Genomic DNA, 22,942 nt, shown 5'->3' with positions numbered 1-22,942 from the left:
ATTGTGCAAAATTCCCCACTGCTGCCTCCCGTAGGAGTCTGGGCCGTGTCTCAGTCCCAATGTGGCCGTACACTCTCTCAAGCCGGCTACTGATCGTTGCCTTGGTGGGCTGTTATCTCACCAACTAGCTAATCAGACGCAAGTCCATCTTACACCGCTAACACTTTGATTAATGCTTCATGCGAAGTATTAATATCATAGGGTATTATTCTCCGTTTCCAGAGGCTATCCCCTTGTGTAAGGCAGGTTACTCACGCGTTACTCACCCGTTCGCCACTAATCCACTTAAGTTCATTCCGAAGAAATCTTTTAAGTTTCATCGTTCGACTTGCATGTGTTATGCACGCCGCCAGCGTTAATTCTGAGCCAGGATCAAACTCTCATGAAAAATATTTTTACTACTTATATAGTAGTTTTAATTCTTTATGAAAGTCATCTAATCATGACTCTTTTCATTTACATCAACTTACTATTAATGCGTGATTTAAATTTATCCATCTATATTATATAGATTGAATCATTTCTCGGCCGTTCCGTCCTGCGACCACTCCGTGGGTCTCATAATGTGGAGACACGAAATGTCCTCTTCTGGCCGGACTGGCCAATTTTAGGTTACTCAAATTAATTGATTAAGTTTAATTACTATTTAAATGTAGATAGTTTAAAAACTATCTGGTTCATTGTCGCTTGTTAACGACAAAACATATAATACCACCTTTAAAAATGAATGTCAAATATTTTTTGATATTTTTTAATTTTTTCAGTAGAATTTGCTATTTCTACTGAAGTGGCATTGAATATATTATACAACATACAAAATAACATGTCAAATGCTTTTTTTATTTGCTGTACTTAATATGTTACTACGTGTTTTTAATTATGTCAAATTATTTTCTTTTCTTATTTTGAACTACATTTAATACTATTAATAAAGTGGTTGTTATTAGAACGCATATTACCGCCATGGCCATGCCGACTGATACTGATCCTTGATTAAATTCACTTGTTATGAAAGTTGATACCGTCAAAACATTTGGAGGAGATATAATAGAGCTTGCCACTAGCTCCCTAAATGAGATTATAAATGTCATCATTGCTGCTGAACTAATGCTTGGCGCTATTAGGGGCAGTGTGATTTTTCTAAAAATATATCCATTACTTGCTCCAGATATTTTCCCAGCTTGGAGGATATTATCTCCTATTTGCATCATGGCTGATGATACGTATTGGATAGTAAAAGGCAGATACATTACAGAATAAACTAGAACCATAAATCCTAAAGTATTATATAGTGGCACAATATTATAAATCTTATTCCAGAATATCATAAGACCTATTACAAACACTATACTTGGAATCATCTCTGGTAATATTGCTATATTTTCTAGATACTTTCTCCATTTTCCTTGCTTATATAAAGTAACTACTATATATGTTCCTATAATTGCACATATTATTGCTGTGCCTATACCTAGGCCAAAGCTAGTTAGTAGAGCTCTTTTGGCAGCTGACCTATTTTCAAAGAGTTCTATATAATGTTTGGTAGTAAAATTACCTTTTTGTAGTCCGTAGCCCCTTAGATTGATTAGTGAGGTTGCTATTATGGAAAAATATGGAATTCCAATTGAAAATATTATTAATATCAAAAGATAGATTGCCGATAAGATATCAAATATGATTGGGTGATTCATATCTTTTATTCGTGCTGATTTTTGGCCTAGCAAATTGTAGGTGTTTTTTTCTGTAATTCTATTTTGGGCCATTCTCATTATCATACATATAACAACAAGTATAGATGATAGGCTTGCTGCTTTTCCAAAATCGATTGGTGCAACACTTGCATATCTGTGGATGTCTGTTGTAAATACCAAAAATCCTATTCTTCGTCCAATCGTTGCAGGTGTGCCATATTCAGATAAAGTTTTGATGAATACCAAAAGCACGCCTATAGCATAGTTGCCTGTTAGAAGCGGAAAGACTATTTTCTTTAATCTGTAAGCTAGACTTGCTCCACTTATTTTTGCTGATTCATCCAAGTTTGCGCTAATATTGCCGATTGAATTTTTCAAGATATTTGTTATAAAGGGAAAAATATGGAGGCTCATTACCATTACAAGTCCAAATAGAGAGAAAAATTTCTCAGAAAAATTACCTGTAGATGGGAAAAGTTGCTGGAACAGTCCTCTTTTTTGGCAGAATAGTATCCAACCCATAGATAGTATATAGGGTGGAGTCATAAAAGGTATCATAAATACAATTTCTAGCCACTTATGTTTGGCTAGTCTGGATTTTGTAAAAATAAACCCTAGAGGTGTTGCTATCAGTGTTGCCATTATTACTACCAGTATTCCTAAAAGTAGGGAGTTCTTTATAGTAACTATATTATCGCTAGTAAAGATAATATTTGCTGCTTGACTAAAATTTAAGCGACCATCAATGATGATCGCTCTTAAAAATACCGTTACTAAGGGTGTTACTATAAAAAATAAAAGTAGTAATAGTATAAGATAATTACTAGATTTTATTTTTTTCATTTTACTTTACTAGTGAATTCATTTTTGCTGCAATGTCATCAGCGTTTTCTAGCATGTAGTCCCAGTCAAGATCTTTAAATTGTGGGATATCTCCTACATTTGTTCTCTTGTCTGTAGTAATATCAGATCTACCTGGAAGTAAGTAAGCATCCACTACTAATTCTTGAGCCTTATCTGAGATTAAGAAGTCTACAAATGCTTTTGCATTGTCCATGTTTTTAGATGTTTTTAAAATCATAGCTGGTCTTGGGTTTACTACTGTTCCGCTTTTTGGATAATAGATTGCTAGTGGTTCACCCTCATCAATTGATTTGTAAGCATTGTAGTCAACACCTGCAAGAAGTATTCCTTTTTCACCTGTTGTTACAGCTTCAAGAGCTGCTTTGTTTGCTCCTGGAATTGTTAGACCATTTGCTGCAACATCTTCCCAAGTTTTCCAGTCATCTTTGTTTTCTGAGAAATATCCCGCTAAGAAATCTTTTGCTGCACCTGATTTTTCTGGATCTGGCATAGCAATGTCACCATTATAAGCTTCATCAGCAAAGTCTGACCAATCAGCATCTATGCTCTCATAAATTGTTGTATTGTAGATAACACCTACTGCTGATGCACTTGTGCCAAATAATTGGTGGTCAGCATCTAAGAATTCTGGATAAAGTTTGTCGCTATCTTTTGCTTCATAACTTTCTAGTCCTCCATCATTTTTCATTGCAAGGCCATCTGACCAAGATGCAAGAACTACTACATCAGCTACTGGATTATCTTTTTCTGCTTCAAGACGAGCAAGGATTTCACCTGTTGTTCCTTCGAAAAGGTCAACTTTAACTCCTGTTTCTTCTTCAAAAGCAGCTACATATTTTTCGTTAAGTCCCTTTGGGCTTGGCATATAAACTGTAACTGTTCCAGAAAGGTCTTTATTTGCTTCGCTAGTTTCTGCTGGAGCATCAGTGTTTTCTTCTTTTGTCGCCTCTTGGTTATTTTCAGTATCTTCGGTCTTTTCAGAAGTATTTTCTTCTACATTCTGTGTTTGTTCAGCCGGCTTATTTTCTTCCGCTGCTTCATTTGTGTTAGCATTTCCGCAAGCAGCAAGGCTAGCTGCAATTGATAAAGCCATAAGGGTATTAAGAACTTTTTTCATAATCTCTCCTAATTAAATTCTATAATTTTGTTTCTATCGGCGTAAAGATTTAATTTATCTCCAGCCTCCATACCGTTATTTGAGTGGTAAGACCAATTATTCCCCTGATAGTCAAGGTAAATTATGTATGAATCTCCCAAAAATTGTGATGATATTACTTCCGTTTCAAATTCTTCCAGAGCTTCAGATGGATTAGCGCTAAATTCTTCAGGCCTAATCATTTTGTTCTTATCAATCCAATTTGATTTGCCAATAAAACGAGCCACAAAATCTGTCTTTGGATTTTTATAAATTTCCTCTGGGCTTGCCTTTTGTTCTACCTGCCCATTGTTCATAATAATAATCTCATCTGACATACTCATGGCCTCCTCTTGATCGTGGGTTACAAAAACTGCAGTTTGGCCCATATCTTTTACAATTTTTGTAATCTCAAGGCGCATCTCTTCCCTAAGAATAGCATCAAGCGCTGATAGAGGCTCATCGAATAATACACAAGCTGGATTATCAGAAATAGCTCTGGCAAAGGCCACTCTTTGTTGTTGGCCTCCAGAAAGCTCCCTTGGCAGCCTATCCATGTATTCACCAAGCCTTACAGTCTTTAGTGCATCTTTTACTCTTTGATCTAGATTTTCAGTATCTCTCTTTGCTCTTAATGGAAAAGCCACATTTTCATAAACGCTCATATGTGGCCAGAGAGAAAAATCTTGAAATACGAAACCTAGCCCACGCTTTTCTGGAGGAATGTTTATATTTTTATCACTTGAGAAGATAACTTTGTCATCAAATAAAATTTCTCCAGAATCTGGAATTTCAAGTCCTGATATCATCCTCAAAACGGTAGTTTTCCCGCAACCTGATGGCCCAAGCAAAGTTGTAAAAGAATTATCATCAATAACAAGATTAAGATTATTTATATTGAAAGCTTCCGAGAATTTCTTGTTAATATTTTTTAAAAATATTTTCATACACTCTCCTTACAATATACATTGCTAGAAAATTATATATTTATTTTGTTTGTTTTTCGTTAAACATTTGTAAATTCTAAGTAAATTACGGGATTTAACAAATAAAAAAGTATACTTACTTAAAATAGATTTACATACATCCAAATTAAATAAGTATATCTTGACATTTCAACAAATTTATAGAATACTTACTAAGAACTACACTTAATAGGTTTTTTCTATTTTTTCCTTATTTTTTAACCTTTCGAATCTTCCGTCACTATTATATGAACTATCTTTATCCAAATAAATATTATCATTATTATCTTCATTTAAAGATATTATTAAATTCATCTTATCTGCATCCCCTCTTTTTTTTGGATAAGATATACATTCTTCTGTCAGTGGATCAAATATATATATATTGTCCATATTAATAGAAATCGGCATCTCTTTATTAGAGACTATAGGGTCTTGCGAGTTAAATCTCATTACTACAACATCATTGTCTTCACACAACATATAACCGTAGGTATCTGAACCCATGTATTCAACGTTATCAAAGTTTACTAGTATTTGCGATTCTTTATCATAGGAGAATTCTTCTGGTCTGATTCCCAAAAGAATTTTACCATCATTTCCTCTATAATTACTTAAATCTTTAACTTTAAAGGCTGGAAGTTGGATCTTTTTTCCAAATATCTCTACAAAATAATTTGATTGATCGCTAGTTAGCTTGCTTTCTATAATGTTCATCTTTGGAGATCCAATAAATTCTGCAATAAATCTATTTTTTGGTCTATAATATAGATTTAGTGGTGTATCAAATTGGATAACTTCACCCTTATTTAGCACTGCTATCCTATCCCCCATAGTCATCGCTTCTACCTGATCATGGGTAACGTAAATAAATGTTGTGTTCAATTCTTTATGAAGTCTAACAATTTCTGTTCTCATTTCGACTCTAAGCTTTGCGTCTAAATTTGATAAGGGCTCGTCTAATAAAAATACTTTTGGATTCCTTACCATAGCTCTACCAAGGGCCACCCTTTGTCTTTGGCCACCTGATAACTGGGCAGGTTTTCTATCCAAAAGGTCTTCAAGTTTAAGTATTTTTGCAATTTCTTCTACCTTTTTATTGATAGTTTGCTTATCCAACCTTTGCATTTTTAGGGCAAAACCCATGTTCTCCCTGATTGTCTTGTGTGGATATAGGGCATAGGATTGAAATACCATTGCTATATCTCTATCTTTAGGACTTACCTTATTCATCCTTACATCATCAATATATAAGTCACCTTTAGATATAGATTCAAGACCTGCTATCATTCTAAGTGTAGTTGATTTACCACATCCAGATGGGCCAACTAAAACAATAAATTCCTTATCATTGATATCAAGATTTATATCCTTTGCTCCTTCAAATCCATTCTCATAAATTTTATATACATGTTCTAATTTTACTTTTGCCATATTCTAACCCTTTACCGCTCCTGTCGTTAATCCTTTTACCATGTTTTTTTGAGCAAACATGAAAATTATTAAAGATGGTATCATACAAACTACAACTCCTGCTATCATCAAAAGCATGGATTGAGCATCGGCTGAGTTTAGCATAGAAATACCAATTTGTACTGTTCTATAACTATCAGCTCCAGTTATCAATAGTGGCCACATGTACATATTCCATGCACCCAAAAATGATTGAACTGCAAGGGCTCCAATTGTTGGCTTTGATAGAGGAATTAGTATTCTAAATATAAAACCTAAGTCACTTGCACCGTCAATTTTGCTTGCCTCATAAATTTCCATTGGAAATGTTTTGAAAGCTTGTCTAAACAAAAATATTCCCATGGCGCTTGTAAGATATGGCGCAACAAGTCCGAAGAAGGAATCTTGAAAACCCCAGCCTGAAATCATTAGAAAATTTGAAATTATTGTTGTTTCTCCAGGAATCATAGTTGTAGCCATAATTATTGCAAATAATAGTCCCTTTTGCTTAAAATGCAAAAAATGTAAAGCAAAGGCTGCAAGAATGGCTGTTACCATTTGAAATGCAGTTATTATTACAGAAACTATAAGTGAGTTTATAATGTAGCCTTCTATGGGTGCAATTTTAAATACGTCCTTGTAATTTTGTAAAGTGGGATTAGCTGTAAAAAAAGTTTTGTCATATAATTCATGGCTTGGTTTTACACTCATTACAAAGGCGTAAATAATTGGAAATAGTACAAATATTACAACTATTACATTTAAAATAAGCCTAATGATTTTACCTGTATCAAGGCTTTCTTTTTTAAGAGTTTTTTTGTTATTTAAGCTTTTTAAAAATGATATGCTATTATTACTTACTTGCATTTTTATCTCCATTTGACCTAAAAGCTATTATGGTTAATATCATGACTATAAAAAAAGAACCACTGATTCTGCTGAAGCGTAGCCGTATCTGTAATTCATAAAAGCATTTTTATAGATATCATGAACTATTACATTTGTAGCTTCCCCTGGCCCACCTTGGGTAAGAAGTTTGATCTGACCAAAGGATTGAAAAGCATTGATGATATTTGTAACTACTACAAAAAACATTATCGGTCTAACTGATGGTAAGGTAACGTGTCTAAATTGATTAAAGCTGTTTGCTCCATCAATAGATGCCGCCTCATACAAACTATCGTCAATTCCAGATAGTCCTGATGAAAAATACAAAAAATTCATACCTGAATTTAGCCAAGCTGTTAATACGCCAACACTTATCAAAGCCCATTTTGGATCTGCTAGCCAATTGATGTTAGTTTTAAGAATTACATTTAATATTCCCACAGATTGGTTAAGCATTACCTTAAAGACCAAGGCCATACCAGATGAGGCAATGGCTATAGGAAGAGAATACGCAGCTGAAAAGACTCTAATGCCAGGAAAATTTACCCTACACAACAAAGCTGTTGCAAAGCCTAGCAAAACTCCTATGGCTACTACTATAATTACATAAATAAAACTGACTTTTAAGCTATTCCAAAAAGATGGAGAAGACAAAAGGTCAGAGTAATTTTTAAATCCAATAAAGATAGTATTGGCTCCCATATTATCCGTAGCGTACAGACTACGAATTATAGTCTGTACGAATGGATAAAATACAAAAACTGTTAAGAAAGCCAATGCTGGTAGCATGTATAAATAGGCTTTATTATTGTATTGTTTCATTTTTTGTTAACCTTGTTATAAGATTCTAAAGCCTCATCTATTTCTTTTGCCATAGCCTTACTTGCATCTTCTGGAGAAGTATTTCCATTTAGCATTTCTTCTATATATTTTTCCATGATTTGACGAGATTCTTGGTAAACTGTTGCAAGTGCACCTTGATCTTCTGGCTTTGAATCATGCAATTGATCTATAGCTGTTTCAAATTGTGGTGATTTTTTAATTAGTTCTTTAAATTCATCTGTATCAAGAACTCCCTTATTTACTGGGAAATATCCTGTATTTGCATTCCAATAAATTTGAGAGTCGACGCTTACTAGGAATTTTATGAAGTCCCAAGCGCCCTTCATTTTTTCTTCATCGCCTGAGTTAAGGGCATATAGGGAAGCTCCGCCGATTGAAACTCCGTTTTTATCTGAATCTTTTACAGCTGGGAAATATGCAGTTCCAACTTCGAATCTATCGCCAACTTCTGAAAGAATTTGAGTTAATGATGCTGTTGAAGCAAAAGTCATAGCGCTTGTTCCTGAGTTAAATTCTGGTATTCCGCCTTGTTTGCCAACATTTGGTGCAATCCCCTCATCTTCTAGCGCCTTCCATTGTTTAAGAACATTTAGAATTCCCTTGTTGTCTTCAAATACTGTCTTACTTGGATTTGCTTTTCTACCATTTTCATTATCAAAAATATCAAGACCTTCTTTGTTCATAAATTGATCGATCCACCAACCATAAACACTAAATGAAATTGGCATTTCTGTAACTTTGGATTCTTTTAATTTCTTGCCAACTGTCATCATTTCTTCCAAAGATTTTGGTGGCTTTACACCTGCTTTGTCAAACATATCTTTGTTGTAATACAAAAGCGGTGTAGATGAGTTAAATGGCATAGAATTTAGTTTGCCATCTACTGTGTAATAAGCAAGAAGATTATCTTCTAATTGTGATGTATCGTATTTTTCTTCATCGATAAATTCTTGAATAGGTTTGATTAGACCAGAATCTATCATATATCTTGTTCCAAGTTCAAATACTTGAACGACATCCGCGCCTACATCTTTTCCTGAAGCAGATGATCTAATTTTTGTTAAAGCATCATCGTATTCCCCTTGAAATTCTGCTTTTACAAAATACTTGTCTTGAGAACTGTTATACTCATCAACAAGATGATCAATAGCATCATTTAGATTTCCACCCATAGAGTGCCAAAATACTATGGTTGTTCTTCCATCTTGGCTAGAAGTTTTCTTATCATCCTTTGTATTAGTTTCACTACTTGTAGCTCCACCATCCTTTGGTGTGTCTGTTTGCTTGTCATTACGTCCTGCACAAGAGGCAAGTGTAACAAACATTAAAATTAGCATTAGTCTACTAACAAATTTTTTTAACATAGTTCCTCCAATAAGTTTTATTACCTTTGTATTATAGGCTAGCTATGTTAAAAATATTTATATTATTTGTAAATTTTACGTAAATTTAGTTGACTATATTTTTTTATAATTTGTATAAAACTAATAACAGATTTACTTTCCTGTAAATTCACAAACTCTATCAGGATAATCCGTTATAAGTCCAGTAGGATTCATTCCCAGATATTGGCTGTAATCATAATCAGAAATCCCGAACCAAATATTTAGTCCAATATTGTTTTCTGCACATTTTTCTGCTAGTTCTTTTGTTACTGTAAAATTTAATGGGTGATAGTATTCCATTCCCAGATTTTTCACATAATTCCGTGGTTCATATAATCTTGATGATTCGAGGACTCCACATTTTATGTTTTGGTCAAGCTTTTTAAAGTTTACTAGTGAGTTGTGGTTAAAGGACGAAATAATAATCTTCTCGGCCATATCATATTCCTTTATAACTTTATAAACTTTCTCTTCTATGCCTGGATAGTCTATAATTGATGTTTTTAGTTCGATATTTGTGATGATGTCATAATCTTTGGCAAAGTCAAAATACTCTTTTAGGGTCAATATCCTTTGGACTTGGTAATCTGGATAATCCTTAGATGCATTTAGATCTTTTAGTTGATCTAAAGTTTTTTCGCCTACTAAACCTGAACCATCGGTGGTTCTTTCCAAAGTCTCATCATGAATTATTACTGGTTGTCCATCTTTTGATAGATGAACATCAAGTTCTATCCCACTTGCTCCTGCTTCAATAGCTTTTTTGAAAGCAAGCATAGTATTTTCCGGGTACTTCCCTTTAAATCCCCTATGGGCAAAATTTATCATATTTTCCTCCTAAAATTTTAATGCAATACTAGTACACAAACATTATAATGAATCTATGTAAATTTTAAATTAAATGGACAAAACTTTTATACTATCATATAATTTAGTGTAATAATATATTAAAGGATTTATAATGACTAATAATATTACGAAAAAAGATGGTTTTACAAGTAAATTAGGATTTACCCTTGCTTCTATTGGTTCTGCTGTGGGCATGGGTAATATTTGGCGATTTCCTGTTATGGTTTCGCTCTGGGGTGGTATGAGCTTTTTGCTTCCTTACTTCCTTTTTGTAATCCTCATAGCTTCTACCGGTGTTATTGAAGAGTTTTCTTTCGGTAGGCTCGCGGGTTCTGGACCTGTCCATGCCTTTGGATTTGCGACAGGTCAAAGAGGAAAAGAAAGTCTGGGCAAAAAATTAGGAATAATCCCAGTCCTAGGTTCCCTTGCCCTTGCTATTGGTTATACTGCTGTCATGGGTTGGATTTTTAGATATAATTACTTGGCCATAAATGGTAAATTGACAAGTTTTGCTAACGACAATTATATGATTGGCATGACTTTTGACCAAACAGCTTATCCTTTTTCTAATAATTTCTGGATAATTGTAGCTGGTATTTCCTCTATGATTATAATGTCTTTTGGTATTGCCAAGGGTATTGAGAGGGCTAATAAATTTTTGATGCCTATTTTATTTATTTTACTCCTTGGACTTGCCATATATATTGGTCAAAATCCTGCTGCATCAAAGGGATATCAATATATTTTCAACTTGAACACAGAGAAGCTAGCAGACCCCAAGCTTTGGGTTTTTGCCTTTGGCCAGGCATTCTTCTCCCTTTCTATAGCCGGAAATGGGTCAGTAATCTACGGATCTTACCTATCTAAGGATGAAGATATACCTTCTTCTGCAAGAAACATTGCATTTTTTGACACTTTGGCAGCACTTTTGGCAGCTTTTGTTATTATCCCAGCTATGGCTATTGGACGAGCTGACCTTAATGAGGGTGGGCCTGGTCTTATGTTTATTTACTTGATTGGTGTCTTTAATAAGCTCCCCGCAGGTAGGATTTTGATGGTTGTTTTTTATCTTGCAGTTCTTTTTGCAGGTTTCTCATCAATCATAAACCTATACGAGGTCCCTGTAGCCTATGTCCAAGAAAGATTTGGATTTAATAGAAAAAAATCTTCCTTTGTTATAAATACAATAGGAATTATTTCAGCTGTTTTTATCCAAGGAATCGTTGGCTCTTGGATGGATTTTGTTTCTATAGTTATAGCTCCACTCGGTGCCCTTCTTGCAGGGATCATGTTCTTTTGGATTTTGGATAAGGATATGGCCCTTAGCGAAGTTAATAGGGGACGTAAAAAGCCAATTTCACCTTACTTTTACCCTGTGGGCAAGTACCTATATTGCCTACTAAGCCTCCTTGCCCTAGTTTTGGGTATAACTTTTGGAGGTATTGGTTGAGTTTGTAAGTTCATATAAAAAGAGACCCGCTAGAAAACTAGCTAGGTCTCTTTTTATTTTACATTATTGCATTTCTCAAGTCTTTTAGAGCTTCTCTTGCTACATCCATAGCCTTTTGCATAGCGTCTTTGTTTGTCATATCAACGCCTGCTTTTTTGAGGACATCTATTGGATATTCGCTTTCTCCTGCTTTTAGGTAGTTTAGGTAAGCCTCTCTGTCCTCATCTGTTCCTTTTAGGATTTTTTGGCTAAGTGCTACTGCAGACATGAATCCTGTTGCGTATTGGAATACATAGTAGAACATATAGAAGTGTGGGATTCTTGACCATTCTGTTGAGATATATTCGTCAACATCTATGTCCTTGCCAAAGTAATCACGGTTTAGGTCACCGTAGATTTTATCAAGTCTTGCTGCTGGGATTGGCTCTCCATTTGCTACTAATTTGTTTACTTCATGTTCAAATTCTGCAAACAATGTTTGTCTAAATACTGTTGATTTAAATTGGTTCACAAAGTAGTTTAGAAGATAAGCAGTTTCTTCTTCGCTTTGACTATTCTTTAGCATATAGTCAAGAAGTAATAGCTCATTTGTGGTTGATGCAATCTCTGCCAAGAAGATTGAATATGAACCGTAGATGTATGGTTGGGTCTTTCTTGTGTAGTAGGAGTGCATAGAGTGGCCAAGTTCGTGAGCTATGGTAAATACATCATTTATAGTATTTGTGTGGTTTAGTAGGATGTATGGTTGGGTGTCATATGAACCTGATGAGTAAGCTCCAGATCTCTTGCCTTCGTTTGGCATAACGTCAAACCATCTTTGTTCAAAGCCTTTTCTTGCAACTTCAACGTATTCTTCGCCTAGTGGTTTGATTGCTTCAAGGACTATGTCACGAGCTTCGTCAAATTCTATCTTTCTATCGTAGTCCTTTACTAGTGGAACATAGATGTCGTGGAAGCCAAGATCATCTACTCCTAAAAATTCCTTACGAAGTGTAGTGTAGTCGCTGTGGATATCCATATTGTCGTGAACTACTTCAAGTAAGTTGTCATAAATTTCTTCATCAAGGTTATTTGCAGATAGACTCATTTGGCGAGCAGAGTCGTATTTTCTAAGTTTTGCTTCGATATTATGGCTAGTAATTTCCCCGTCCAGTAAAGAAGCGGCTGTGTTTTCAAATTGTTTGTAAACTTTATAATATGTTTCATAAACTTTGCGTCTGAAATCACGGTCCTGATCTTCTTCTAATGTTGTGAAGTTCGCATCAGAAAGTTCGATTTCTTCGCCGTCTTTTTCTACTGATGGGAATTTTATATCAGCATTTGAGAAAATCATATAAGTTGATACAGGATTCTCTGCTAATTTTGAGAAGCTTGCTATAACTTTTTCTTCGTTTTCACCTAATACGTGGTCTTTGCTTCTAAACAAATCTTCAAAGTAGTGGTCATAGATTTTTAATTCTTCTTTTTCACCAAGCATTTTCTTGATGTCTTCATAGTCAGCAGATAATATTTCTGGTGTGATAAATGATAATTTTTCAGAAATTTCAGCCCCTGCTATAGATGATGTTTGGCTCATTTCTTGGTAGGTGCTATTAGCTGTATCTTCATCTGACCTTAGGTGACCATAAACTGCTGCCTTGTAAAATTTTCTCATTAGCTTTTCATAATCTTTTAGGAAAGCTAAAAGACTGTCAGCATTTTCTGCGATTTTGCCCTTATAGTCTGTAAGTTTATCAGCAAGTTCTCTTGCTTCTTTGACTTCGCTGTAGTAATCTTCATCACTTTTATAGATTAAGGAGGTGTCCCACTTTAATCTTTCATCAATTTCATTTCTTTTCATAAATTCTCCTTTTTAAGCCATTTATTTTTCTATATCAATCCTAGAACCTTGGTCTATTGGATCGTTTGTTGTCCTTGCTAATAATATCCTATTTTCCATCTTAATATCAGGTATATAACCTATATCCATGTCCCTGCCATCTACCTTAGCTACTACTGATCTAGTTTTAATGCCATAGACATCAAGTAAGCTTGGCAGATGCTTATTCTCTATATCTATCCTCGCCTTTATGGCTTGGTCGATACTTCCTGGAACTTCCGTTTCTGGCGCTTCTACTATCTCTGCCAATCTTTCTACAGTTGGATTTATATTATCCACAGAATTTCTAAATACCAAATAGTCAATAAGGCCCATAAATTTGTTAAATAAATAATAGGCACTGTATGTGTCTCCATTTGACTGGCCAACCATACTTACCAATAGCATTTGCCCTGATTCTGAATCTATCACATCATAAGCTACAGTTGAGCTAAGACCTACAAAGCCTGCAATAGGTCCGAATTCCCTTTCTACAAATTCGTCATTCCTATTGTAGGATAGATATGTAGAATATCCTCCAGGTATTTGCACTGATTGCATTAAGGAAATGCCTATTTGTGTATCGCCAACTTTGGTATCGACAATGTTTCCAAGACTTTTTGACGGGTCTAAAGACTTACCGCTACTGCCCTTGCCATAGTGCTCTTCAAAGTCTATCTTGTCTTTATTATCCTCACTATGCGTATCTTTCCTATCATCATCACTTGCTGGAACATAGGTGATTTTGGGAATAGTTACATCATCAGAGATTTGTTCTTTCTTGTTAAATTTCTCCTCAAATTCAGACCTGGATTCAAAGTCACACGCTGATAAGGTAAGTACAAGAGATATGATAATTAGTATTCTTTTCATATGTCACCCTAATAAGCTGATTTTAATCCAATTCTAATCAAAAATACAATCAAAACAACCATTGCTGCTAGTGATACAAGTCTCACACCAGATGAAAGCTCTCTGTTTACTACTGGGAATATGCCAGATAATATGAGGCCTGCAAAAAGTCCTCCAAAATGGCCAAGTATGCCAACATTTGGACTTATAAATGAATAAATCACGTTTATGGCTATAACTGATAAGAAGCTTGCGCCAAAACTTGATAAAACTGCATCATTTTTGTAATTTAGCATGATTCCTAGTGCTAAGCCAAACATTCCGTAAAGGGAAGTTGAAGCACCAGCAGAAACTGTTCCATCTGATCCAAAAGCAAAACTAACTAAGTTACCAACTATACCAGAAATAAGGTAGATTATTAGAAAATTCTTGCTACCATAAAGCATTTCAAAAGTTGGACCAAGTTGATACAAAAAGTACATATTAAATAAAATATGCATCAATCCTATGTGGATGAAAGAAGCTGTAAAGAGTCTCCACCACTGGCCAGCTGCTATATATGGCTTAAATACAGCACCAAAACGCACCAAATTTGCTGTGTTTTCAGTGCCACCACTTAGGGCCATTATAACAAAAACTAGAATATTTATAATGATAAGAGCTCTCGTCACTTTACTTTCTCCAAGTTTTTTAAAATAATTCATAAAAATACTATACTACTTAACAAGCCTTACTAAAGGGCAAAAGGCCTTATAAATTTGTAGCCAATACCTTATCCCTTAAAGACTCGTCTACGTCCTTAGCCAAGGCTCTAATCCCTTCTCTTATTTGTTTGTTGTCAAAGTCATCTGAGAGTTTATATTTAAAAATCATATCAAAGTTTTCTCTCTGTCCAATCTCCTTGCCATCAGCATCTTCCAAAAATATAACCTTGAGCTTTGGATTGTAAGATTTGGCAACTTTGCTTACATTGATAGAAGAAACTCCATCAAATTGGTCTACATTTTCACCAAGTATCAAGAGGTCGTAATTATTGATCATTGATACAAAATCTATTTTTTCCATGACTATATCCATGGACTTAGAAATCTTGGCCCTAAAAAATGTATAAAGAGCCCAAGCTACTCCACCACCAGATCCAAGTGATGGAAAGTCTACAGAATCAATCCCAAGGGTCTGTTCGATTACTGCCTTGAAATTTTTACATCCCTTGTATAGAAAGGCAATGTCTTCTATACTAGCTCCCTTTCTATATATTCTGCTTTCCAAAAATGAGTTATCACCAAATAAAGTCGTATCTGAGCTTGTAGCTATGGTTATATCCTTTTGATAGATCCTATGGTCAATATTTGAAATATCTACTCTGTGGACTCTTTCCATATTGCTTGCAATGGGGTTAAGTTCATTTTCATCCTCATCATAAAACCTAACTCCAAGAGCATACAACATACCCATGCCCAAGTCATTGGTTGCAGTATCCCCTATACCTATTAGTAGGCTGTCCGCTCCTTGGTTGAGCCCATCAACTATCATCTCTCCAAAACCAAGAGAAGAGGAGTTCATAACATCAAGTTCTTCTTTGTATAATAAACGAAGGCCAGAAGATTCTGCCATTTCCATAACAGCATAATCATCCTTAACTACATAGCGAGCTGTAATCACTTCGTTTTTTGGATTATGTACATTTACATACTTATATGTTCCATCTATGAGGGCTTTCATAGCCTCTACTGTTCCTCTGCCACCATCTAGAAATGGCATAACTTGAGCATCTTTGCCAAGTTCTTTTTGAAATATCTTTCCTATTTCTATTGAATTTTCATAATCTTTGATTGAATCAATTGCTAGTAAAGTTTTCATATTTTCCTATTATTCTCCCTAGTTAATATATTACCCGAAAAGAAAGTTCTTAATAAAATAGATGAAAACTTTACAAATTCAAGCTTTTTTATTATAATGAATCTGAAAGTTAAGAACTTTCGCTGTTTAACTCATGAAATCTTATATAGATTTCGCCCATCAAAGACCATTGCGAGCACGTAATGGTTTTTTGTTTGTCAAAATTAGATTTGCCCCTCGTAAATTTCCCCAACCAAATAAAGTGATCCACACCATATGATGAGGTCCTTTGGGCCCGCTATTTCTTTTGCATAATTATACGCTTTTTTATTATCTTCTATAGTTATAACCTTTGGAAACTTCTCTTTTACGATTTCTCTTAATTCACGAATTTCAAAGGCCCTCGGGCTATCTATACTTGTTATAATAAGTTCATCGGCAATCTCTGCTAACCTGTCTATTATGTATGCATATTCCTTATCCTTAAGGACTGCAAAGCCCACTATTAATCTTTGGTAGGTGAAAGTTTCAAGCGACTTGATAAGAGAGTCTATGGCGTCTCTATTGTGGCTGCCATCTACTAAAACTCTAGGATTTTGGCTAATTAGGCTTAGCCTACCAGGGTTTTTTGCCTTGAAAATTCCTTCTTTTATAGTTTTTTCATCCAAAGTGAACTCATCTTTAAAATAATCCAATACCATAAGGCTAAGGCTGGCATTATAAAGCTGGTGAATGCCTAACAAAGAAAGCTTTACATCCTTGTAATTTCTAAAGTCAAAAGCATTAACTTTATCATCACTTTCCTTAATCACTACTTCTTCTTTAGAAAAAGTGAAAAGTTTACTAGAGCACTCATCGGCCTTTGCTTTTATGACCTTATATACAGAATCTTCTTGGGGATAGAGAAAGACTGGAGATTTTTCCTTGATTATGCCTGCTTTTTGATAGGCGATATCTTCTATCTTATCACCCAATATTTCCATATGATCTTTGGATATGCTTGTTATGACAGATGCTAGTGGATTTTTGACAATATTTGTAGCATCCAAAAGGCCACCAAGACCTGTTTCTACAATAGCAATATCGACATTTTCCTCATAAAAATACAAGTACATCATTGCTGTCAATATCTCAAAATATGTCAGATAATAGCCTTTTTGGTCCAGATAATCTATGTGAGCTTTTAATTTATTGATTAAATATAGAAAGTCGCTATCAGAAATAGCTTTGCCATTAATGGCTATATTCTCATTTATTTCTTTTATATATGGCGATGTAAAAGTCCCAACCTTGTATGACTTAGAGAGGACCTGACTAATCATCTTTGTCGTAGATCCCTTGCCATTGGTCCCTGCTATGTGAATCACATTGATTTTATCTTGTGGATTGTCAAAATTATCCAACAATAGTCTTATCTTCTCTAGACTATGAACGCCCTTGGAATTCCTCCTATTTAGGACAAATTCTTTTGCTTGATTAATATCTTCCAAAACTTCTCCTATTAATTTTTTCCTATTTCATAAATATATATATCTTTTATTGTTAAAAATAAACCATTCCAATTATATAATTTCTCATATTATATAAGAACAAAAACTCAAGTAAATATTCTAAGCTATAATACCAACTTTATTGGATATTTTTAGCTTTATTATTCCTATGTTAATTTTAACACAAAATAAAGCAAATAAAAAAGCTTAAGACGGGAAACTTAAGCTTTTACTCTATGTGAAAATATATACGGGATTATCTTTTAATTTATTGATGCGTATTCGATTGTGTATTCTACCGGGTATTCTGCTCCATCTTTTGTTACGCCTGTAACTTTAACTTGAAGTTTTGTACCTGGTTGGAAGTTCATTCCTTTACCGAATGTTATTGATTTTACCCAACCTTTTAGATTTTGGTCGATGTGTGCATCATTTCTTACTTCGCCTGTTTGAAGGTCTGTTACGCTAACTTTAGCGTTAGTTAGGTCAAAGTTTTCGCCAAACATTAGTGATAGGCTAGCTTCTTCTGAGTGGAATTCGCTTATTGCAGTTTGTCCTGGATAAGCATATACTAAATCTTCGTTTTCGCCATTGTATTCGTTGTTGTTAACATACATTGCAGAGTATTCATCAGTTAATCCAAATCCTGCTTCTGTTTCTGCTGGATTTAGTACCCATCTTCTGTGTCCAACTTCAGCTTGGTTTCTTTCGCCAAGGTCATCTCTTATATATCCTAGTACTGAGTCTAGTAGTCCATAGTTTGATGCAAGGTTTGAGTTTGCTGCGCCTTGGATACCTAGTTGGTAGATGTTAGAATCAAGTCCACTTACTTGTTCTGGGTTATGGCTTATTTCATCATTTAATCTGTTTACTAGTGATGCAGCTTGTGCAGCTTGTGCTTGGTTTTGACCTATTACTAGTTCGTTTTTGATACCTGATGCAAATCTTGCTGTGTTTGCAATGTGAAGGGCATCTTCTTGTGCTTGTTGAGAAAGTGCTCCTAGAGCTATATTGTTAAGGTCAAGATTTGTCCATTCGCTGAATATTTCATCACTTTCTTGGTCGATTAAGTTTAGTCCAAATACTTCAAATGTGTCGTTTGCTTTTGTTTGGTAGTTTTTCCAGTATGATTTGATTTCTTCTATAGTTGGGCTAGCAAGTGTTAGTCCAGAAGCATTGTTTTCTTTTGTTTCATTTACTACTGGTGCTTCTTCTTTGATTTCTACTGGAGTTTCTTCTATTTCTTCTTCGTTTTCTACTTCTTCGATGATTTCGTTAGCTTCATTTACTGTAACTTCTACTTCGTTTTCTGCTGGTGCAGATACTACAGCTTCTTCTTTGATTTCTAGTGGAGCTTCTTCTTTTTCTTCTTTTTCTTCTTTAGCTTCAACTTCTTGTTTTTCTTCTGCTAGATAAGCTACCGCTTTATCATCTTCTATTTTTTCTTCTGTGTATTCGTATTCTTCTTCATCTGCTCCTACGAAAACTTCGTAAGCGTCATCGTAGTTTGCTGTTTTTTCTTCTTTTATAGGTTCAGCTTCAACAGCTTCTTCTTTTACTGTGCTAACTTCTAGGTTCGCTACTACTTCTTCTTCAGTAGTTTCTTTTTTAGCTTCTTTTATTTCTTGAGCTTTTTCTTCTTCTTTAAGTTCTAAAGTTTGTGGAATTAGATAAGATTTCTTATCTTCTTTATTTTCTTCTTCAATTACAACGTTGTTTGCCTTTGGTGTTTTGATGTTTGCAAGGGCAACTTCGTTTTCTGTTTCTTCTTGTGTTAGGTTAATATTTTCTGTTGTTTTTGCTTCTTTTGATCCACATGCTGTTGATGTAAGTATTGCTAGTATTAATGCTAATGCTTTTAATTGCTTTTTCATATCTGTCTCCCGTTATATTTTCCCGATCTTTATTGTGTCTTTATTATAGGTCCAAGCCTTGAGCATGATTTTTTTCAAATTCTATTCCCGAGCTTTTAGCTTGTCTTTATCTTGATTACATTATAGATGGGGATTAGGACCTGGGTTTTTTTCGAATTCCACTTTTATTATTTGGGAGATTAGCATACAAAAAAGAGCCCTTACAAATTGATATATCATCATTTGTAAGAGCTCTTGCGATAATCGTCCTTATTGTTTTACATATTATATGTGTGTCTTGTGTATATATATGAACTTTTTAATATCTCCCTCTTTATCAACTTCTATTTTTCTATCTAAAAAACTTGCAATTTTAGAGCATTTTTCCATTTCTTCGTCTTTGCCCCAAAGCTCGTAGATTTTTGACAAATTGTAATAATTTACCATTAACCTTTCCATATTTTCCAAAGACACGTTTTGACCTATTAGCCATTTAGTTAGGTCTATGGATTTTAAATAGCAATTTTCTGCAAGCTCGAAGTTTTTGTCTTTTATAAAGTATAAGTTAGCCAAGTTGTTGTAGCTTATAGCTGTTTTTTTGCGTTTGCTGTAAGGATCCTTGGTGATTTTTATTAAATCTATTGCTTTGATATATTCTTCTTCAATTTCTATTAGACCAAGGTCTGTATCAGTCATATAGCAAGCCAGGTTATTATAGATTATCAGCAATTTTTCTATTGTCTGGTCATCTTAGTATCATTCTATTAAGTTTTTTAAATCTCTATGGCTTTTTTGTAATAATCTTTGGACTTTTCATTTTCGCTTTTTCTATATCAGCTAGCCTATCTCTAAAGTCGCTTACACTAAGGTATCTGTGGATGGATAAGCATTTGACTAATAAATCAACCAACTTGTCAGTGGTTTCCTCTTTTAAATATATGTACTTCTCATCCTTTGCAAAGGTATCCCTTAAGTTTTCTTCCAAATATTTGCTATTTTCATTTTCCAGATTTTCTGGATACCTATCCATTAAGAGGAAAAACAAAGTTACTCCCAGCATATAGAGGTCAATCTCTTCACTGATAAATATCTCTTTTCTCTTTTCAATATTTGATATGTACCTAAGCTCTGGAGGTATCAAAGATCTCTCTTTGGGTATATAAAACTCCCTTATATTATCCATATGGTCCAAAAAAACGGCTGCTTCAAAATCAAAAAGCTTGACCTTATCTCTCTTACAATCGTATAAAATATTGGCAGGCCTTAGGTCCATGTAGATAATGTCTTTTTGGTGGAGTAGAGCTACTATATCTGCTGTTTGCCTTAGGATACTTATAATCCTAGGAAAATCTAGCCTTGATACCATATCAAGGACTTTAAAGCCCTCGATCTCGTAAAGGCCAATATGTATCCCTTTTCTACTTCAATTTTGCAGGGCCTTGCTATTTTATCATTCAAATCCATAACTTCTAGGTGGCTGTGGTAGGACTCTACAAATTTCTTGCGACTCTTATCAAGGGATCTTTGGCCCTCATGAGTCCTTGTTTGATAGTGGATTATTTCTGAATTCTCATCATCTCTGATGCCCACAACATCTTCCCTAAGGCTGGGGAAGAATTCTTTCATGAGCATATTTTGTATACCAGCCTTTTCTACATGGGCTTGGTAGATGAGACAGGTGTCAGTTTTCCCAATAAGTCTGCCTATTTTTACCCTGTATTTACCTTTTTCACCTCTTATATCAAAGCTGTGACCACTCATAGACGACCTTTTGGGGCCGCCAATCTCTTTTATTTGATTAATAAAGGCATCTTGGGTTTTGAAATTTTTCATCAATTATCTCCAATATTTATCAAATACTTGGCCCAAAGGTCTCTGAATGCTTCTAGAGGCTCATCATATACTACAAGTTTTAGTAGGGTTTCCTCGTAAGGATTGGAAATGTTGTACTCATAGAGTCTGGCATTTCTTAGCTTGTAGTCCATAAATATTAGATAATCTCTTTTTCTCCTCGCTGGAGTGGAAAGTTTGTCAAACCAAATATTGCTATTTTCCAAAACATAGGATATAAAGTATAGGGTTATAATCCTAGACCTTGTAATCTGGCTAATCTTTCCTTTTTCTATGATAGCGTTCAAGTTTTCGTGCCTAATCTTTGTTTCCTTTAATAGATTGTCCAAGGCTTGGATTTGCTCATCTGGCAATTTGCTATCTTCTCTTAGGATCAAGGCATCTTCGTTGTACAAGTAGGTTAATAAGGAAGATAGTCTTTTTTCTGAAATATATATAGAATCATTCTCGATTTTTGTTATTGCCGGGATAGTATTCACGTAGGCAAAATCACTATATTCTTCCCCAATCCCTAGAATTGGAACGTCGTCTTTATCTTCGTAAAAGGTACTTCTTAGAGTTATTTCCTTCTCTCCACCTTCTGGATTTGCTGGAAGAGTATAGTTGGTAAAAGGATAGTAAGTTTTTTCCTCTCCAGTTTCTTTTGACCTAAAGACAAATGGATCTTCTCTTTTTAGGATTATATCCTCATCACTTTTGTAAAAAATATCTACCTTGCCCATGGAAAAATATTCAGCATTTGTAGTAGTTCCATCATCATTGCCGTATTTCACATTAGAAAAGGCAGCAATTTCGGCAGACAAGCTTTCATCGATTTTATTAAAAGTAGATATAAATTCTCTTAATATAGTCCTGTTTTTATTCTCGCTGACCAAGTCTTTGTGATAGGCAACTATGTTGTGTATTAGGGTATCATCAATATCTGTGACATTTTTATAATCATTTAGATAATCATCCAGAGAATTTTGTAAGATGCTGGTATTTAGGTTAGTATCCTTTTTCTCAAAGCTAATCTTTTTGTCAGCTTCTTCCTGGTAAAGATAATCAGCACGCATATAAAAATTGATTGGATTCTCTGGAAAGTGTTTGAGGGCTATATATATGAGGGCTTCCTTGCTATCCCAAATATTTAATCCAGTTTCTTCCAAAACCTTCATCAAGAATCCTTCAAGCTCCTCAAGGCTCATTCCTAGGCCAAAGGCATAGATAAACATCTTATATCGGCTTATGACATCGGCCTTTAGGTCCTTTCTTATTTGAGTCTTCTTCCAAATTTTCCTATCTTCTTTTTTGTAATCCAAAGATCCATATACTTCGTTTTTTGAATCTTCTGGCGCTAGGCCCTTTTCCCTAAAAAGTTCAATAACCAATGTGGCCAACTTCTCTAGGTCTTCATTTTTCTCCTTAGCTTCAATAGAGTCAAATATATGAGTTGAAACTTCGCCTATATCACCGTCTATGTCCAATCTGTCCTTGTATTTTAACAAGAGGAAATTTATTATGTACTTATAAAAAGGGATTTTTTTCCTAAGCGATATGGTATTATTAGCCCCAATTGCAATGGACTCAATGTCTAAATATTCTCCAGAACTGATGTTTTTTTGCCACTCAAACCCATTACTTTCAATAATTGTTGTTTCCCCAGAAAAAATTCTAGCTTCCATCTCTACTCCCCGT

At 34.6% G+C, this 22,942-nt stretch carries 19 protein-coding genes and 1 other annotated feature (1 of these 20 running past the window's edge); of the genes, 1 reads left to right on the top strand and 18 read right to left on the bottom strand.

The genetic code is table 11. The features are described from left to right. Positions 1 to 388, bottom strand: a sequence feature (mutual gap in cmsearch alignment for this rRNA model is longer than 100) (it extends 1,156 nt beyond the left edge of the window). 499 nt (positions 389 to 887) lie between these two features. The 8 genes from BN38_RS04210 to BN38_RS04175 all read right to left on the bottom strand — a co-directional run bounded on the left by BN38_RS04210 (position 888) and on the right by BN38_RS04175 (position 10,051). Then, entirely contained in the window at positions 888 to 2,534 is a 1,647-nt protein-coding gene (locus BN38_RS04210) for an ABC transporter permease (protein WP_044565748.1), read from the bottom strand. Position 2,535: 1 nt separating this feature from the next. Further along, complete coding sequence (locus BN38_RS04205; RefSeq protein WP_044565747.1) at positions 2,536 to 3,672, bottom strand: ABC transporter substrate-binding protein; 1,137 nt, start codon at positions 3,670 to 3,672, stop codon at positions 2,536 to 2,538. 8 nt (positions 3,673 to 3,680) lie between these two features. Continuing rightward, positions 3,681 to 4,637, bottom strand: coding sequence for an ABC transporter ATP-binding protein (locus BN38_RS04200; RefSeq protein WP_044565746.1), 957 nt, complete (start codon positions 4,635 to 4,637; stop codon positions 3,681 to 3,683). A 204-nt stretch (positions 4,638 to 4,841) separates the two neighbouring features. After that, entirely contained in the window at positions 4,842 to 6,089 is a 1,248-nt protein-coding gene (locus BN38_RS04195; protein ID WP_084593746.1) for an ABC transporter ATP-binding protein, read from the bottom strand. Positions 6,090 to 6,092: 3 nt separating this feature from the next. Then, positions 6,093 to 6,974, bottom strand: a complete 882-nt coding sequence (locus BN38_RS04190) for a carbohydrate ABC transporter permease (RefSeq protein WP_084593745.1) — start codon at positions 6,972 to 6,974, stop codon at positions 6,093 to 6,095. 45 nt (positions 6,975 to 7,019) lie between these two features. Next, positions 7,020 to 7,817: a carbohydrate ABC transporter permease gene (locus BN38_RS04185; protein WP_230197722.1), complete on the bottom strand. Its 798-nt coding sequence runs from the start codon at positions 7,815 to 7,817 to the stop codon at positions 7,020 to 7,022. After that, a complete protein-coding gene (locus tag BN38_RS04180) occupies positions 7,814 to 9,202 on the bottom strand; it encodes an ABC transporter substrate-binding protein (RefSeq protein ID WP_044565744.1) in 1,389 nt (462 codons plus the stop codon). The genes BN38_RS04185 and BN38_RS04180 overlap by 4 nt, the downstream gene beginning before the upstream one ends. Positions 9,203 to 9,334: 132 nt before the next feature. Further along, positions 9,335 to 10,051 carry a glycerophosphodiester phosphodiesterase gene (locus tag BN38_RS04175; RefSeq protein ID WP_044565743.1) on the bottom strand — a complete coding sequence of 239 codons (717 nt, stop codon included), beginning with the start codon at positions 10,049 to 10,051 and terminating at the stop codon, positions 9,335 to 9,337. 133 nt (positions 10,052 to 10,184) lie between these two features. Between BN38_RS04175 and BN38_RS04170 the strand changes: the two genes are divergently transcribed. Next, the gene (locus tag BN38_RS04170; protein ID WP_044565742.1) at positions 10,185 to 11,522 is read left to right on the top strand and encodes a sodium-dependent transporter; all 1,338 of its coding nucleotides are present in this window, start codon (positions 10,185 to 10,187) and stop codon (positions 11,520 to 11,522) included. Between the two features lie 58 nt (positions 11,523 to 11,580). Here BN38_RS04170 and pepF read toward each other — a convergent pair whose 3' ends face one another. The 10 genes from pepF to BN38_RS04120 form a co-directional block, all read right to left on the bottom strand. After that, positions 11,581 to 13,362, bottom strand: coding sequence for an oligoendopeptidase F (pepF, locus tag BN38_RS04165; protein WP_044565741.1), 1,782 nt, complete (start codon positions 13,360 to 13,362; stop codon positions 11,581 to 11,583). 21 nt (positions 13,363 to 13,383) lie between these two features. Further along, positions 13,384 to 14,253, bottom strand: a complete 870-nt coding sequence (locus tag BN38_RS04160) for a membrane lipoprotein lipid attachment site-containing protein (protein WP_044565740.1) — start codon at positions 14,251 to 14,253, stop codon at positions 13,384 to 13,386. Between the two features lie 8 nt (positions 14,254 to 14,261). Next, positions 14,262 to 14,936 carry a rhomboid family intramembrane serine protease gene (locus tag BN38_RS04155; RefSeq protein ID WP_044565739.1) on the bottom strand — a complete coding sequence of 225 codons (675 nt, stop codon included), beginning with the start codon at positions 14,934 to 14,936 and terminating at the stop codon, positions 14,262 to 14,264. Between the two features lie 46 nt (positions 14,937 to 14,982). Continuing rightward, positions 14,983 to 16,092 (bottom strand): glycerate kinase family protein, encoded by a 1,110-nt coding sequence (locus BN38_RS04150; protein WP_044565738.1) that lies wholly within the window; start codon positions 16,090 to 16,092, stop codon positions 14,983 to 14,985. 203 nt (positions 16,093 to 16,295) lie between these two features. After that, positions 16,296 to 17,561: a bifunctional folylpolyglutamate synthase/dihydrofolate synthase gene (locus BN38_RS04145; protein ID WP_084593744.1), complete on the bottom strand. Its 1,266-nt coding sequence runs from the start codon at positions 17,559 to 17,561 to the stop codon at positions 16,296 to 16,298. A gap of 263 nt (positions 17,562 to 17,824) precedes the next feature. Beyond that, entirely contained in the window at positions 17,825 to 19,435 is a 1,611-nt protein-coding gene (locus BN38_RS04140) for an LptM family lipoprotein (protein WP_044565736.1), read from the bottom strand. 264 nt (positions 19,436 to 19,699) lie between these two features. After that, positions 19,700 to 20,110, bottom strand: a complete 411-nt coding sequence (locus BN38_RS04135) for a tetratricopeptide repeat protein (protein ID WP_044565734.1) — start codon at positions 20,108 to 20,110, stop codon at positions 19,700 to 19,702. Between the two features lie 85 nt (positions 20,111 to 20,195). Beyond that, positions 20,196 to 20,780, bottom strand: coding sequence for a protein kinase domain-containing protein (locus tag BN38_RS10735; protein WP_049944440.1), 585 nt, complete (start codon positions 20,778 to 20,780; stop codon positions 20,196 to 20,198). Beyond that, entirely contained in the window at positions 20,765 to 21,247 is a 483-nt protein-coding gene (locus tag BN38_RS04125) for a hypothetical protein (protein WP_044565732.1), read from the bottom strand. Before BN38_RS04125 ends, BN38_RS10735 begins: the two co-directional genes overlap by 16 nt. After that, the gene (locus BN38_RS04120; protein ID WP_044565731.1) at positions 21,247 to 22,929 is read right to left on the bottom strand and encodes a hypothetical protein; all 1,683 of its coding nucleotides are present in this window, start codon (positions 22,927 to 22,929) and stop codon (positions 21,247 to 21,249) included. Before BN38_RS04120 ends, BN38_RS04125 begins: the two co-directional genes overlap by 1 nt. Positions 22,930 to 22,942: the final 13 nt, after the last annotated feature.

Origin of the sequence: Anaerococcus provencensis (assembly GCF_000312365.2) — a bacterium.
Classification (GTDB): Bacteria; Bacillota; Clostridia; order Tissierellales; family Peptoniphilaceae; genus Anaerococcus; species Anaerococcus provencensis.
This window is presented reverse-complemented; position numbering and strand designations above follow the sequence as displayed.

What these genes read in the sequence shown, in the direction of transcription:
- BN38_RS04210 (WP_044565748.1), bottom strand. Translation starts at nt 2,534, where the DNA reads ATGAAAAAAATAAAATCTAGTAATTATCTTATACTATTACTACTTTTA.
- BN38_RS04205 (WP_044565747.1), bottom strand. Translation starts at nt 3,672, where the DNA reads ATGAAAAAAGTTCTTAATACCCTTATGGCTTTATCAATTGCAGCTAGC.
- BN38_RS04200 (WP_044565746.1), bottom strand. Translation starts at nt 4,637, where the DNA reads ATGAAAATATTTTTAAAAAATATTAACAAGAAATTCTCGGAAGCTTTC.
- BN38_RS04195 (WP_084593746.1), bottom strand. Translation starts at nt 6,089, where the DNA reads ATGGCAAAAGTAAAATTAGAACATGTATATAAAATTTATGAGAATGGA.
- BN38_RS04190 (WP_084593745.1), bottom strand. Translation starts at nt 6,974, where the DNA reads ATGCAAGTAAGTAATAATAGCATATCATTTTTAAAAAGCTTAAATAAC.
- BN38_RS04185 (WP_230197722.1), bottom strand. Translation starts at nt 7,817, where the DNA reads ATGAAACAATACAATAATAAAGCCTATTTATACATGCTACCAGCATTG.
- BN38_RS04180 (WP_044565744.1), bottom strand. Translation starts at nt 9,202, where the DNA reads ATGTTAAAAAAATTTGTTAGTAGACTAATGCTAATTTTAATGTTTGTT.
- BN38_RS04175 (WP_044565743.1), bottom strand. Translation starts at nt 10,051, where the DNA reads ATGATAAATTTTGCCCATAGGGGATTTAAAGGGAAGTACCCGGAAAAT.
- BN38_RS04170 (WP_044565742.1), top strand. Translation starts at nt 10,185, where the DNA reads ATGACTAATAATATTACGAAAAAAGATGGTTTTACAAGTAAATTAGGA.
- pepF (WP_044565741.1), bottom strand. Translation starts at nt 13,362, where the DNA reads ATGAAAAGAAATGAAATTGATGAAAGATTAAAGTGGGACACCTCCTTA.
- BN38_RS04160 (WP_044565740.1), bottom strand. Translation starts at nt 14,253, where the DNA reads ATGAAAAGAATACTAATTATCATATCTCTTGTACTTACCTTATCAGCG.
- BN38_RS04155 (WP_044565739.1), bottom strand. Translation starts at nt 14,936, where the DNA reads ATGAATTATTTTAAAAAACTTGGAGAAAGTAAAGTGACGAGAGCTCTT.
- BN38_RS04150 (WP_044565738.1), bottom strand. Translation starts at nt 16,092, where the DNA reads ATGAAAACTTTACTAGCAATTGATTCAATCAAAGATTATGAAAATTCA.
- BN38_RS04140 (WP_044565736.1), bottom strand. Translation starts at nt 19,435, where the DNA reads ATGAAAAAGCAATTAAAAGCATTAGCATTAATACTAGCAATACTTACA.
- BN38_RS04135 (WP_044565734.1), bottom strand. Translation starts at nt 20,110, where the DNA reads ATGACTGATACAGACCTTGGTCTAATAGAAATTGAAGAAGAATATATC.
- BN38_RS10735 (WP_049944440.1), bottom strand. Translation starts at nt 20,780, where the DNA reads ATGGTATCAAGGCTAGATTTTCCTAGGATTATAAGTATCCTAAGGCAA.
- BN38_RS04125 (WP_044565732.1), bottom strand. Translation starts at nt 21,247, where the DNA reads ATGAAAAATTTCAAAACCCAAGATGCCTTTATTAATCAAATAAAAGAG.
- BN38_RS04120 (WP_044565731.1), bottom strand. Translation starts at nt 22,929, where the DNA reads ATGGAAGCTAGAATTTTTTCTGGGGAAACAACAATTATTGAAAGTAAT.